We start from the raw sequence: 13,944 nt of genomic DNA, 5'->3' as shown, positions 1-13,944 counted from the left end.
ACGTTCAAGGAGCTTCGACGACCGGATGCGGCTCAGGCACCCGCGACGCGGCGCTGCAGGGCTTCCCAGGAACACAACTGCCCAGCCAGCGCGCTGGCCATCACGGTCGGCGGGCTCGCCAGCCACACCTGTCCCGGCCCGGAGCGGCCCGGGAAGTTGCGATTGATCGCGCTAACCGTCACCTGGCCAGCATCGGTGGACGATCCCGGCCCGCAATTGGCACAGGCGCCGCACGACGGCTGCAGGATGCGCGCGCCCGCCGCGGCGAATGTCTCGTCGTAACCCTGCTCGATGCAGTAGTCGCGCACGGCGGTGGTGCCGTATTGCAGGTATAGCTGCACGTGGTCGGGCACCTTGAGGCCCCGCGCCACGCCCCAGGCCAGCACGGCGTGGTAGTGGTCGAAATCCTCGCGCTTGCCCGCCGTGCACGATCCGCCATAGGCGATGTCCACGCGCACGGGCTCGTGCAGCTGGTCGAGCGGCACGCCATTGCCCGGATCGCCCGGCGACGCCACCATCGGCGACAGCGCGTCGCACTCGACGGTGATCACGTCAGCGTATGTTGCACCCGGGTCGCTGCGCATCCAGGGCTCCAGCACGACGTCCACGCCGCGCCGCTCCTTCAGGAAGCGCACTGTCTCCGAATCCGGCGCCACGATGCCGGTCAGGCCACCGAGTTCGGCCGTCATGTTGGTGAGCGTCGCGCGTTCGTCGATCGAGAGGCCTGCAATCACCGGGCCGGTGAACTCGAAGACATGACCCACGGCGCCGCCAGTGCGGATCGCGGGCAGCTGCAGCAGGTGCAGCACGATGTCCTTGGCCGTCAGGCCAGCCGGGAGCGTGCCTTCGAGGTCCACGCGCAGCACCGGCGCCATCGTCATGCGCACGGCGCCGGTCGCGAAGGCATTGGCCATGTCGGTCGTCCCGACGCCGAACGCGAAGCAGCCCAGCGCGCCGCTGTGCGGCGTGTGCGAATCGGTGCCGACCACCACCTGGCCGGGCAGGGCGTAGTGCTCGGCCACCATCGCATGCGAGATGCCGGCGACGTTGCTGCCGTCGTCGGCCGCGGCCTCGTCGTCGTTCAGCGTGCGGTGGTTGCGCAGGCCGTGGCGCGCCACGAAGTCGCGCTGGACCTGGCGCATCGCCCGCATGTTGGGAACGAGGCCCGCTTTCAGGTGCGCAGGGCTCTCGGCCATGTACGAGGTGTGGTCCTCGAAGACCACGATGCTCTCCGGCTCGTGCAGGCGCAGCTGCGGGCCCAGCGTCGCGTCGAGCATGTGGGCGGCCATCCCGGTGTAGTACTCGTGGATGAAGCGCAGGTCGGCGCGCAGGAAGCAGCCCTGGCCGACGACGGGCTCGGCCGCCGTCACCGGCGTGGCCAGCAGGTGGCGTCGAACGATCTTCTCGTACAGCGTCATCGGGCCTGATGGCAGAGTCATGGTCGCGGGCTTCAAGCCGCGCAGGTGCTGCTGCCCGAAGCGCAGCAGGCCGCCGGCGCGCAGGATCGCGGCGGCCAGCGGCTCGCGGCCAGCCACGAGATCGTCGATGGGAATCGCCTCGCCGCGCGCGATGCGGTCCAGCAGGCCGAAGTCGGTGGAGGTGAACAACCCGATGTTGTCGGCGTTCTGGCGGTACAGCCGCTCGAAGCTCTCGGCGATGACGAGGCGGATGCCGGCCAGCCGCTCGGCCGCGGGACTGTGTTCGCGGGACGAGCCCTTGCCATAGCGGCGGCCGGCCGCCGTGACCTGGAAACCGCCTTGCTGCACGGCACCGACCGCGATCGGCAGCTGGTCGCCGCACTCCAGGCCCGTGTACGGGAAGCGCGCCAGCTTGGCGTCGTAGTGCGACATGATCGCCACCGGCGTGATCTCGTCGGTGGAGACGTCGTGCCGCAGCGGCCCGGCGTTGGCGCGCGTGAGGCGTTCGCCCGCGAGCTGGCGCGCGACCAGCGCGGGATCGTCGGAGAGGAAGAGGACACGCGGCGCCGGGCCGAGGTCCAGGGTGTCTGTGGTCATGGAGCGGGACTCTTCGCGGCAAGGTGCTCGACCAGCAACTGCGCGGCCGGCGAAAGCAGCTGCGCGTCGCGGAAGCAGATGATGAACCGCCGCTCGGCCCACGACTCGGCCAGCGGCACCAGCCGCAGCCCGTAGGCGGCGGATTGCAGTTGCGCCACCTCGCGCGGCACGACGCTGATGGCAAGGCCGGCGCGCACGACGCGCAACGCGGCCTCGAAGTTGGTGACGATCACGCGCTGGCGCAGCTGGCGGCCGCGCGCCGCTGCCTGTCTCTGCAGCATCACCTGCACGGCGCTGTTGACCGGCAGGCTCACATGCTCGAAGTCCAGCGTCTCGTCGAAGCGCAGCCGCTTGCGGCCGGCCAGCGGATGCTTCGCCGGCAGCACGATCGCGAGGTGGTCGCTGCGGTACGGCCGCGACTGCAGCGCGCCGATGTCGGCGGCATCCCAGCACACGCCCAGCGACGCCAGGCCGTCGCGCACGCCGCGCACGATCTCCGGGCTGACGCGCTCCTCCATGTCCACCGCGATGTTGCGGTGTGCCGGCAGCTGCAGGAAGCCGGCGACGTCGTCGGCCAGCGACTCGGTCATGGCCGAGACCGAGGCGAGGATGCGCACCTGCCCGCGCGCGCCGGCCGCGTAGTTCTGCATGTCGTGCTCGATGCGCGTGGCGCTGTCGAGCATCGCCCGCGCATGCTCCAGCAGCGTGTGCCCGGCCGCGCTGGGCACCACGCCGTGGCGGCGTCGCACCAGCAGCGGCGTGCCCACCTGGTCCTCCAGCTGGGCCAGCCGCTTGCTGATGGCCGAGCCGACGATGTTGGCCCGCTCGCCGGCGCGGGCGATGTTGCCCAGCTCGCAGACGGAGACGAAGAGCCGCAGGGTCGTGAGGTCGAGGTCGCGCAAGGCAGCAGCGTCGAGATGTTCCGGATCGGAACGCCATGCTTCTCAGATAGAGATGACATGGCGGATTGGAAATTCTAGACTGTCGCCATGCCTGATTCCTCTTCCCGCGCCATGCCGCGCAAGGTGTCGATCCGCGAGGTCGGCCTGCGCGACGGCCTGCAGAACATCCCGCGCGTCGTGCCCACCAGCGTCAAGCTGGAATGGATCCGCGATGCCTACGCCGCCGGCCAGCGTGAGCTCGAAGTCGGTTCGTTCGTGCCCGCCCGGCTGATGCCGCAGCTGGCCGACACCGCCGAGCTGCTGGCCTTCGCCAAGACGCTGCCGGGCCTCGTGGCCTCGGTGCTCGTGCCCAACCTCAAGGGCGCCGAGCGCGCCATCGCGGAAGAAGCCGACGCCATGCTGGTGCCGCTGTCCGCGAGCCACGCGCACAGCCTGGCCAACCTGCGCAAGTCGCCCGACGACGTGGTCGCCGAGGTCGCGCGCATCCGCGCCGCGCGCGACGCTGCACGTTCGCGCACATTGCTCGAGGTCGGCATCAGCACGGCCTTCGGCTGCACGATCCAGGGCCGGGTCGAGGAGGACGAAGTGGTCCGCCTGGTGCAGGCCGTGCTCGATGCCGGCGCCGAGCGCGTGAGCCTTGCCGACACCGTGGGTTACGCGGATCCCGCGCAGGTGAGCCGCCTGTTCGAGAAGGTGCTGCGCGTCGCGGGCGAGCGTCTCGACTGCGGCCACTTCCACGACACGCGGGGCCTGGGCCTGGCCAACTGCTTCGCGGCCCTGCAGCTGGGCATCCGCCGCCTCGACGCCTGTCTCGGTGGCATCGGTGGCTGTCCGCACGCCCCCGGCGCCAGTGGCAACGTGGCCACCGAGGATCTCGCCTACATGCTCGCCAGCATGGGCATCGAGACTGGCCAGGACTTCGACGCGCTGATCGCGCTGCGCGGCAAGCTCGCGACGTGGCTCGACGGCGAGACCTTGCATGGCTCGCTCTGGCGCGCCGGCCTGCCGAAGACGATGAAGCGCGAGGAGGTGGCGGCATGAGCGCCGGCAGCAAGGCACCGCAGCCGCTGAACGGCCTGCGGATGGTCGAGTTCACCCACATGGTGATGGGCCCGACCTGCGGCATGGTGCTGGCCGACATGGGCGCCGAGGTGGTGAAGGTCGAGCCGATCGACGGCGACCGCACGCGCCACCTGCTGGGTGCCGGCGCGGGTTTCTTTCCGCTGTTCAACCGCAACAAGAAGAGCATCGCGCTCGACCTGCGCAGCCCCGAGGGCGCCGAGATCGCGCGGCGCCTGTGCGCGCAGGCCGACGTCGTGGCCGAGAACTTCAAGCCCGGCACCATGGACAAGTACGGGCTGGACTACGCCAGCCTCTCGCAGGTCAACCCGCGGCTGATCTACGTCAGCCTCAAGGGCTTCCTGCCCGGTCCCTATGACCATCGCACCGCGCTGGACGAGGTGGTGCAGATGATGGGCGGCCTGGCGTACATGACCGGCCGTCCGGGCGACCCGCTGCGCGCGGGCACCAGCGTCAACGACATCATGGGCGGCATGTTCGGCGCCATCGGCGCGCTCGGCGCGCTGGTGCAGCGCGGCATCACGGGCCGCGGCATGGAAGTGCAGAGCGCGCTGTTCGAGAACAACGTGTTCCTCGTGGGCCAGCACATGCTGCAGTACGCCATCACCGGCGTCGCGGCCGAGCCCATGCCCAACCGCATCTCGGCCTGGACCGTGTACGACGTGTTCACCGTCAAGGACGGCGAGCAGATCTTCCTGGCGGCGGTGAGCGACGCGCAGTGGAAGGTGTTCTGCAACGCACTGGGCTTCGACGACCTGTTCAACGACCCGGCGTACGGCAGCAACAACGACCGCGTGCGCGAACGTCCGCGCCTGATGCCTGTGCTGCGCGAGCGCCTGGCGCTGCGCACGGCGGCGGAACTGGCCGACCTGTTCGAGCGCCACGGCCTTCCGTTCGCGCCGATCCGCAAGCCCGAGGAGCTGTTCGACGACCCGCACCTGCTGGCCACCGGCAGCCTGGCCGACGTGCGCCTCACCGATGGTCCCAAGGCCGGCCAGACCGCCAAGGCCACGCTGTTCCCGATCACCATGGACGGGGAGCGGCTAGGCGTGCGCATGGACCCGCCGCGCATGGGCGAGCACACGGCCGACCTGCTGCACGGTCTGGGCTACACCGAGACGGACATCGCCGCGCTGCGCTCGCGGCACGTGGTCGCCTGACTTTCACAGTCAGGGCGGCCGCGGCGCGTCCGCGACAATCACGACTCCTGGAGACAGACACCCATGACCGATTCGATCGATTCCCTGCGCCGCTCGCTCCTGCTCGCCGCCTCGGCGGCCGCTGCCGGCGGCCTCGTTCCCCTCGCCGCACGTGCGCAGAGCGGCACCGTCAAGTTCATCCTGCCCAACGCCACGGGCAGCGGCGTCGATGCCATCACCCGCGCGGCGCAGCCGGCCCTGTCCAAGGCGCTCAATGCCTCGGTCGTGGTCGACAACCAGCCTGGTGCCGGCGGCATCGTCGGCCTGCAGGCGCTGGCGCGTTCGGCCCCCGACGGCAACACGCTCTCGGTGGTGTCCAACAACGTCGTGATCTTCCCGAGCGTGATCAAGTCGCTGCCGTTCGACATGCCGAACGACTTCACGCCGATCGCCATCGTGGGCGCCACGCCGATGGTGCTGGTGGTGAACCCGGCGAAGGTGAAGGCGAGCAATGCCAAGGAGTTCGTAGCGCTGCTCAAGGCCAAGCCGAACACCTACAACTACGGCTCGGGCGGCAACGGCACCATCCTGCACCTGGCGACGGCGATGTTCCTCGAGGAGACCGGCGCCACGGCGCGCCACATCCCGTACCGCGGCGTCGGCCCGATGGTCACCGACCTGATCGGCGGCCAGATCGATTTCGCGACCGCTGCGCTGCCCAGCCTGCAGCCGCACATCAAGAGCGGCGCGCTGCACGCCATCGGCTTGATGCCGGCTCAGCGCACCCCGGCCGCGCCGGACATCCCGACGCTGGCCGAGCAGGGCCATCCGAACTTCGCTGTCGAGGCCTGGTTCGCGGTGATCGGGCCCAAGAACCTGCCGGCCGCGCAGGTGACGAAGGTGCACGACGCCGTGACCGCCGCCTTCAACGACCCGTCCGTCAAGGACGCGATGGCCAAGCAGGGCAACACCATCGCGATCAGCACGCCCGAGCAGGCGCAGGCCATGTTCCGCAAGGAACTGCAGCGCTACGCGGCGCTGGTGAAGAAGGTGGGACTGGAGCCGCAGTAAGGCTCGCGAGGGTCTGGCGGGCTTGGCCCGCCATGGCTTGCCGGACCGGTTCAGACACGTCCCGTGAGGTACGTGAGCAGGTACAGCCCCAGGCCGATCAGCCCGCCCACGATCGTGCCGTTCACGCGGATCGCCTGCAGGTCCTTGCCGATGTTCAGTTCGATCTGGTCGGCCATCTCGCGTCCGTCCCACCTGCGGACCGTGTCACGCACATGGCTGGTGAGGAACTCGGCGAAGTCCGGCGCGAGCCGGGTGGCGGCGTCCTCGAGCTGTGAGCGCAGCGCCTGGCGCAGCTGCGGATCCTGCGTCAGTTGCCTGCCGAGCCACGTGCCGGCGGCGGCCACGCCGTGGTGAAAGGCCGACTGGGGATTGCGCAGGTCGTCCGTCAGCCAGGCCTTGAGCGACCCCCAGAGGGTGCCGACGTAGGTGCCGAAGGTGGCATCGTCCAGCAGCGACTGCTTGATGTCCTCGCCGCGCGCCTGCAGCGCGGAGTCCGACTGCAGCCGGACCACGAAGTCGCGCACCCACCGGTCGAACAATTGCCGGTACGCGTGCGCCGGATTCGCGCGGATGCTTTCCAGGCGGGCGGCGACGGCATCGGCGATGGCGGTTGCCACGTTCTGCGCGATCCAGTGCTTCGGCAGGATCCTCTGCTTGCGGGGATGCTCCTGGGCCAGCCACTCGATCACCTGCGCGGCCAACCACGCGCGGGTCTCCGGGCGGTCCATCAGCCGCAATGCACGGTCCAGCGCCTGCTCCAGCAGCTGGTCGTGCCGGCCATCGCGGGTCAGCATCTCCAGCACGCCGCGCAGGGCGCCGGTCAGGTCCACGCCCTTGAACACCTCGCGCGCGGCGTCGCGCAGCAGCTGTTCGATGCGGGCATCCTCGACCAGGTGCAGGACGCCCTCGGTGGCGCGTGCCACGTGCGAGCCGAGCCGGCGGGCATTGGCGGGGTCGGCGAGCCAGTCGGCGACGTAGCGCGATGGGTCGTGCTGGCGGATCAGCTCGACCAGCGTCTGCGGCGCGAGAAACTTCTCCTTGAGGAAGGCGGAGAGGTTGTCGGCGATGCGATCCTTGCTGCGCGGGATGACGTCCGTGTGGGCCGTGATGAAGGGGATGCCGGTGGGGATGCGCCGGAACAGCGCGCTGACCGCGAACCAGTCCGCCAGTCCACCCACCAGCGCCGCCTCGCTGATCGCGCGGGCGGCGAGCACCCACGGGTTGGGCGTGACCAGCATCGTGATGCCGAAGGTGCATGCCGCCGCCGCCAGCAGCAAGCTCGCCTTGCGCTTGGCGGATGCGAGTTCCTGCCGTTTGTGCTCCACGATGCCCTCCGCGGCTTGTCGATCCCCGATTGAACCGTATCCGGTCCAGCCGCCGGCCAAGGGGGCCGGGATCGGCGCCCGCCTCGTTGCTCAGAGCAGCCACTCGATCGGGAGCAGCCCGAGCAGGTGGATCCACCACATGCGCAGCGTGCCCGTGCCCGGAGCCGATGCATGGCGCACCTCGCCGCTCGCCGTGCGTTCGATCCAGGTGACTGCGCCGCCGCCGTCGAGGCGCAGTTCATAGGCGTCTTGCGCGATGTACGCGTCGAACGTGTCGGCCAGCTGGCCGGCTAGCTCCGGGTTGTCCATCACCACGCCCATCTCCGTGTTGAGCCGGGCGGACCGGGGGTCGAGGTTGTACGACCCCACGAAGACACGCTGGCGATCCACCACGAACGTCTTGGCATGCAGCGAAGCGGTGGAACTGCCGCCGCTGCTGCCCCCGATGCCGCGCCCGCGATCCTCGCGGTCCTCGCGGCCGCCGGCCACCACCGCGGCCTGGGCCGAGGGCTTGAGCTCGTGGACGTGAACGCCGGCGCGCAGCAGCAGGTCGCGGTAGCGAAGGTAGCCGGCGTACGTCGCAGGCACGTCGGTCGCCGCCAGTGAATTGGTCAGCACGGTGACCCGGATGCCACGCGCCGCCAGCTCGGCGAGCAGGGCGCTGCCACCCTGGCCCGGCACGAAATAGGGCGACACCAGCAGCAGCTCACGCTGCGGCATGCCGAACGCCGTCCGGAGATCCCCCTGGATGCCCGCGTCGCTGCCGCCGGAGGTCCCCAGGACCTTGGCCGGATCGTCGCTCAGCACGCGCGCGGGGCCCCACGCCAGTGGAAGGGTGCCGGACCGCATGCGTTGCACCAGGCTGAGCTTGCGCGCGGCTTCCAGGTAGTCCGCCGCCATCCGGTCGCTGCGGCGGCGGGCCCACTTGTCCTCGATCTCCGCCAGGGCAGCCGCGCTCGGGGCCGGCAGCAAGCTCCCGACCGGATAGGCAGAGGCACTGTTCCAGTAGGCGTCGAAGGCAGCGGAGACCTCGTCGACCACGGGACCGATCACCATGAGGTCGAGGTCGGAGAAGGCCACGCGACTTTCCGCGCCCAGGTATTCGTCGCCGATGTTGCGGCCCCCGACCACCGTGACCCGGTTGTCGGCGGTGAACGACTTGTTGTGCATGCGGCGGTTCACCCGCCCGAAATCGCCGACCAAGTCGCCCGCGCGCCACGAGCGATTCGCGAAGGGATTGAACAACCGGACCTGGATGTTGGGATGCACGGCGATCGCAGCGATGTCCTCGTCGAGGCCGGACGTGTTGGCATCGTCCAGCAGGACGCGCACGCGCACGCCGCGTTCGGCCGCCTCCCGCAGCGCGTGAGCCATCAGGCTGCCGCTGGTGTCCGGACGCCAGATGTAGTACTGCACGTCCAGGCTGCGTTCCGCATTGGTCGCGAGAGTCCAACGGGCCGCGAAGGCGTCCCGCGCGCTGAACAGCGCATACGCCCCGCTGGCCTGCGGGCGCGCGCTGGTGAGCGGCAAGACCGTGCGGCTGATCCGGGTCTGCGCGGTGTCCTTCAGCACCGAGGATGGAATGCGATCCACACGCGCGGGCAGCAGGGCGCAGCCGGCTGTCGCAAGAACGAGGAGTCGCTGCAGGCTGAGCAGCGAGAGGCGGATCATTGCTTTCCCCTTCGTTCGCCGGCCCACGCGACGCGCCCGAGGATCTTCACCTCGCTGCCGGCCTGCATCAACCGTCGAACGCGAGGGGCTTCCAAGCGCACCATCTCCGCCGGCTTGACGAGGTGGTGACCGGCGAACTCGCTGACCTGGCTGCGCGGCCATCGCATCGCACGCCATTGCTGGATGCCGGGGCAGGCCCGGCATGAAACAACCGGCCCCGCTACGCCGTGCGGATCACCGTGATGTAGTCGGTGCCGCTCTCGGGCACCCACACCTCGCCCTTGCGCCCCAGCAGCTGGCGCACGTTGGCGCTCTCGCGCGGCATTGGATAAGCGGTGAACCTGCGCGAGGCGGGATCGAACGACAGCACCGAGTTGCTGCCCCAGTCGCTGATCCACACGGTGTCGCGGTCGTCGACGTAGACCGCATAGGCATGCGGCGCGTTGCCGGGCAGCTTGAACGTCTGCCAGCCCTGGTTGCGCGGATCGAACACCGACAGCTGGCCCGCGTTCCATTCGCTGGTCCACAGGCGCCCCTGGTTGTCGCTCCAGATGCGGCGCGGCCCCGACTCGGGCGTTGGCGGATCGATGGGCGTGGATTCGCCGGTGCGACGGTCGATCTTCGCGATGAACGAGGCCGCGAGCGAGCAGTACCAGACGTCGCCCGACGGCGTGCTGGTGATGCCGTAAGGGCCGACGCCCCGGGGCGCCTTCTTCACGGTCATGCGTCCGGACTTCACCGCGAGCCGGCCGACGTAGCCGCTCTGGCCCGTGAACCACAGGTCGCCGTCGCCGTCGAAGGCGCAGGTGTTGAGGTTGGCGAACGCGCCTTGCGGCAGCCGGTAGACGCGCACGTGGCGGTCGGGCCAGCCGACGCGGACGATGGCGTTCTGGCCGCCGTCGGTGATCCACGCGGCCCTGTCCGGACCCACGATCACGCCATGCGGCGACGAGGCATTGCCCAGCGGAATCAGGTCGGTGCGGCCGGTGGCGGGGTCGAACCAGCCCAGGTGGCCGCTGCCCTGTGCCGTGAACCAGATGCCGTGGTCGGGCGCCGGTGACACGTCGTGGATGCCGACGGCGCGGCGCGTGGCGAGCTTCCAGCTCTGCACCCTGGGGGCGTCGGACGCACCTGCGGGTGCGGCGATCGCCGGGAGCCCGGCGACGAATGGAAGGAGGGCGCCTGCCTGCAGCAGGTCACGACGGAGCGGCTGGGACATGCACACCTCCTTCGAAGGAGATCAGCGGGGCATCAATTGTCGCCCCACATCTCCCTGGCCGTGTCGACCACCAGCTTCAGCTTGTTGCGCTGGTCTTCGACCGCGATGTTGTTGCCGTGCACGGTGCTGGAAAAGCCGCACTGCGGCGACAGCGCCAGCTGTTCCATGGGCGCGTACTTGGCCGCCTCGTCGATGCGGCGCTTGAGCGCGTCCTTGTTCTCGAGCTGGCCGAACTTGGTGGTCACCAGGCCCAGCACGACCGTCTTGCCCTTGGGCAGGTAGCGCAGCGGCCGGAAGTCGCCGGAGCGCTCGTCGTCGTACTCCATGAAGTACGCGTCGATGTCCATCTCCTTGAGCAGCGCCTCGGCCACCGGCTCGTAGTTGCCCGCGGCGGCGTGCGTGCTCTTGAAATTGCCGCGGCACAGGTGCATGGCCAGCAGCATGCCCTGGGGCTTCTGCGCCACGACCTTGTTGATGAACTTCGCGTAGCGGTGCGGCAGCTCGTTCGGGTCGTCGCCCCGCTGGCGGGCGGCCTCGCGCATCTTCTCGTCGCACAGGTAGGCGAGGTTGGTGTCGTCCATCTGCACGTAGCGGCAGCCCGAGGCGTACAGCGAGCGCAGCTCGTCGCCATAGGCCTTGGCCACGTCGTCATAGAACGCGGGCTCGAGTTCCGGATAGGCGTCCTTGCTGATGCCGGCGCGGCCGCCACGGAAGTGCAGCATGGTGGGCGAGGGGATGGTCACCTTGGGCGTGTGGCCGGCGGTGACCTGCGACTTCAGGTACTCGAAGTCGGCCTTCTGGATGTCCTTGGCATGGCGCACCTTGTCGATCACGCGGATCACCGGCGGCGCCAGTTCCTCGGTGCCGTCGGGCTTGCGGATGGTGACCGGGATGTCGGTCTTCACGCCGCCCAGCTGCTCGAGGAAGTCGATGTGGAAATAGGTGCGGCGGAACTCGCCGTCCGTGATGCTCTTGAGGCCGATGTCCTCCTGGAACTTCACGATCTCGGCGATGGCCTTGTCCTCGACCTCGCGCAGCTGCGCCGGCGTGATCTCGCCCTTGGCCTTCTTCTCGCGCGCTTCCAGCAGGTACTTGGGACGCAGGAAGCTGCCGACATGGTCGTAGCGGGCAGGGAGTTTCATGGTTGAGTGTTCCGTTGGAGAGTGGGGGATGTTATCGGGGAGAGGGAGCGGACTGCCGAACGCAAAAGACGCAAAGGGCCGCGAAAGACGCGAAAGAATTCTTCAGGGATTTCATGTCTTCCTTTTTGCGCTTTTCGCGTTCGGCTGCCCGCATTCAGAGGTCCAGCACCAGCACCGCGCTGCGCGCCCGCGAACAGCAAGGCGTGAACTGGTCGTGCCTGGCCTTTTCCTCGTCGGTGAAGTACAGGTCGCGGTGGTCGCACTCGCCTTCCAGCACGCGCGTGATGCAGGTGCCGCACACGCCCTGCTCGCAGGAGGTGAGGATCTCCACGCCCTGCGCGGCGAGCGCCTGCACGACCGTCTGCTTCGCCTCGACGCGCACCACCTGGCCGCTGCTGGCGATGCGCACGTCGAAGGCGCGGTCGGCGCTGGTGTCCTGCGCGCCGGCGCCGAAGTACTCCAGGTGCACCTGCTCCGGCGCAAAGCCCGCGCCCTTCGCGGCGGCGACCACGGCGTCGATGAAGCCGGTGGGCCCGCACACGTAGATGTGGGTGCCGGCGTCGGGCGCACCGAAGGCGCTGGCCATCTGCAGCTTCTGCGTGTCCGGGCCGTCGTCGAAGTGGAACTGCACGCGGTCCGCGAACCGCGAGGCGGCGAGCTCGTCACGGAACGCCGTGCGCGCGGCCGAGCGGGTGCAGTAGTGCAGCGTGAAATCGGCGCCGATCGCCGACAGCCGCTGGGCCATGCACAGCAGCGGCGTGATGCCGATGCCGCCGGCCAGCAGCACCGTGCGCGGCGCATGCACCAGCGGGAAGTGGTTGCGCGGTTCGCTGATCGCGAGCTCCTGGCCTTGCTGCACGGTGTCGTGCATGCAGGACGAGCCGCCGCGGGTGGCGGGATCGCGCAGCACCGCGATGCGGTAATGCTGCGTGTCGCCCTCCGCATTGCACAGCGAGTACTGGCGCACCAGGCCGCCGGGCAGGTGCACGTCGATGTGCGAGCCGGCCGAGAACGCGGGCAGCGCGCCACCATCGGCGCGGCCCAGCTCGAAGCTCGCGATGTCCCTGGCTTCCTGCGTCTTGCGCAGGACCTTGACGGTGAGGCTTGTCATGGCTGTTCTATCGAAGCCATGTCATCCCGGGCTCGACCCGGGATCCAGCAGCGCCGCTCGATCGGGCGACAGGACTGGATTGCGGGTCGAGCCCGCACTGACAGGACACAAACATCAGGCAGCGAGCTGCTGCGGGTTCTCCTGCGCCACCAGCTTGTCGATGAGGCGGCGCGCCTGCACGCCGCCGGCATCGATGTTCAGCATCAGCAGGCGCCGGTCCGGGTACAGGAGGAGGTTGCGCTGTTGCGCCTCCAGCACCTCGGTGTCCTCGGCGAACACCTTGGACTGGCCGTCGCGGATCTGCGCGGTGAGGTTGCGGTCGCGCGGGTTGAAGTTGCGCGCCATGCCCCAGAAGTACCACATGCTGGTCTCGGTCTCGGGGGTGAGGAAGTCCACCACGATGCTGGAGACCTTGTCCTTCGGGTCCGCCTCGTAGCCGCCCTTGCCCGCGTGCGCCACGCCAACCTCGATCATCACGTGGCTCGGCGGGATGAAGTGGCACACCTGCCACCGGTCCACCGGCACGTCGTCGGCCAGGTGGTTGCCGCGCAGGTTGGCGCGCCAGAACGGCGGCGGCATCACGCCGTTCATGAAGCGGCTGGTGACCACGCGATCGCCCACCGTCTTCGTGGTGACCGGTGTCTCGTCGATCTCCTTCTGGCCGATGCTGGTGGCGTGCACGTAGGTCTCGTGCGTCAGGTCCATCAGGTTGTCGACCATCAGGCGGTAGTCGCACTGCACGTGGTACAGCCCGCCGCCGTAGGCCCAGTCCGGGCTCTCGGCCCACTCGAGGTGGTGGATCTTCGCTTCGTCGGCGAGTGCCGCATCGCCCGGCCACACCCAGATGAAGCCGTACTTCTCGACCACCGGATAGGCGCGGATCTTGGGGAAGCCCTGCACGCGCTGGCCGGGCATCGACACCGTCTTGCCGTCGCAACCCATCACGAGGCCGTGGTAGCCGCAGACCAGCTTGCCTTCGCACACCTGGCCCTTGGACAGCGCGGCCCCGCGATGCGGGCAGAAGTCCTCGACGGCCGCCACGCGGGCGTCGTCGCCCCGGTAGAAGGCGATGCGCTCGTTGCAGATGGTGCGGCCCAGGGGCTTGGCGTCGATCTCGTCGGGGGTGCAGGCGACGTACCAGGCGTTCTTCGGAAACATGGTTGACACGAGTCGAAAGTGGAGGCTGGAGAATAAGCGATGTATACAACGCTCTTCTGCCGACAGCGTAACGAGGCGCTGGGCTCAGGGTATACCCTTGGAAAAACGGCA

General features: G+C 69.2%; 11 protein-coding genes. 3 read left to right on the top strand and 8 right to left on the bottom strand.

Going from position 1 to position 13,944, the window contains the following annotated elements; translation table 11 throughout:
* Window positions 1-32: 32 nt before the first annotated feature.
* Both ACPWT1_RS19365 and ACPWT1_RS19360 read right to left on the bottom strand, forming a co-directional pair.
* On the bottom strand, window positions 33-2,015 hold the full coding sequence (locus tag ACPWT1_RS19365; protein WP_427912760.1) for an aconitase family protein: 1,983 nt from the start codon (window positions 2,013-2,015) through the stop codon (window positions 33-35).
* The gene (locus ACPWT1_RS19360; RefSeq protein WP_427912759.1) at window positions 2,012-2,917 is read right to left on the bottom strand and encodes a LysR family transcriptional regulator; all 906 of its coding nucleotides are present in this window, start codon (window positions 2,915-2,917) and stop codon (window positions 2,012-2,014) included. Before ACPWT1_RS19360 ends, ACPWT1_RS19365 begins: the two co-directional genes overlap by 4 nt.
* 87 nt (window positions 2,918-3,004) lie before the next feature.
* On the opposite strand from ACPWT1_RS19360, the gene ACPWT1_RS19355 reads away from it, so the two are divergent.
* The 3 genes from ACPWT1_RS19355 to ACPWT1_RS19345 all read left to right on the top strand — a co-directional run bounded on the left by ACPWT1_RS19355 (window position 3,005) and on the right by ACPWT1_RS19345 (window position 6,207).
* Window positions 3,005-3,958: a hydroxymethylglutaryl-CoA lyase gene (locus ACPWT1_RS19355; protein ID WP_427912758.1), complete on the top strand. Its 954-nt coding sequence runs from the start codon at window positions 3,005-3,007 to the stop codon at window positions 3,956-3,958.
* Window positions 3,955-5,157, top strand: a complete 1,203-nt coding sequence (locus ACPWT1_RS19350; protein ID WP_427912757.1) for a CaiB/BaiF CoA transferase family protein — start codon at window positions 3,955-3,957, stop codon at window positions 5,155-5,157. Before ACPWT1_RS19355 ends, ACPWT1_RS19350 begins: the two co-directional genes overlap by 4 nt.
* Before the next feature lie 63 nt (window positions 5,158-5,220).
* Window positions 5,221-6,207, top strand: coding sequence for a Bug family tripartite tricarboxylate transporter substrate binding protein (locus ACPWT1_RS19345; protein WP_427912756.1), 987 nt, complete (start codon window positions 5,221-5,223; stop codon window positions 6,205-6,207).
* 50 nt (window positions 6,208-6,257) lie between these two features.
* Here ACPWT1_RS19345 and ACPWT1_RS19340 read toward each other — a convergent pair whose 3' ends face one another.
* The 6 genes from ACPWT1_RS19340 to ACPWT1_RS19315 all read right to left on the bottom strand — a co-directional run bounded on the left by ACPWT1_RS19340 (window position 6,258) and on the right by ACPWT1_RS19315 (window position 13,833).
* Window positions 6,258-7,532, bottom strand: a complete 1,275-nt coding sequence (locus tag ACPWT1_RS19340) for a DUF445 domain-containing protein (protein WP_427912755.1) — start codon at window positions 7,530-7,532, stop codon at window positions 6,258-6,260.
* Window positions 7,533-7,622: 90 nt separating this feature from the next.
* Entirely contained in the window at window positions 7,623-9,203 is a 1,581-nt protein-coding gene (locus ACPWT1_RS19335) for a phospholipase D-like domain-containing protein (protein WP_427912754.1), read from the bottom strand.
* A gap of 220 nt (window positions 9,204-9,423) precedes the next feature.
* Complete coding sequence (locus ACPWT1_RS19330; protein WP_427912753.1) at window positions 9,424-10,422, bottom strand: virginiamycin B lyase family protein; 999 nt, start codon at window positions 10,420-10,422, stop codon at window positions 9,424-9,426.
* A 32-nt stretch (window positions 10,423-10,454) separates the two neighbouring features.
* Window positions 10,455-11,564 (bottom strand): 5-methyltetrahydropteroyltriglutamate--homocysteine S-methyltransferase, encoded by a 1,110-nt coding sequence (locus tag ACPWT1_RS19325; protein ID WP_427912752.1) that lies wholly within the window; start codon window positions 11,562-11,564, stop codon window positions 10,455-10,457.
* A gap of 154 nt (window positions 11,565-11,718) precedes the next feature.
* Window positions 11,719-12,675 (bottom strand): PDR/VanB family oxidoreductase, encoded by a 957-nt coding sequence (locus tag ACPWT1_RS19320; protein ID WP_427912751.1) that lies wholly within the window; start codon window positions 12,673-12,675, stop codon window positions 11,719-11,721.
* A gap of 114 nt (window positions 12,676-12,789) precedes the next feature.
* Window positions 12,790-13,833: a Rieske 2Fe-2S domain-containing protein gene (locus tag ACPWT1_RS19315; RefSeq protein WP_427912750.1), complete on the bottom strand. Its 1,044-nt coding sequence runs from the start codon at window positions 13,831-13,833 to the stop codon at window positions 12,790-12,792.
* Window positions 13,834-13,944 lie beyond the last annotated feature (111 nt).

The sequence above is a fragment of the Ramlibacter sp. MMS24-I3-19 genome (assembly GCF_050320135.1).
GTDB lineage: Bacteria > Pseudomonadota > Gammaproteobacteria > Burkholderiales > Burkholderiaceae_C > Ramlibacter.
This window is presented reverse-complemented; position numbering and strand designations above follow the sequence as displayed.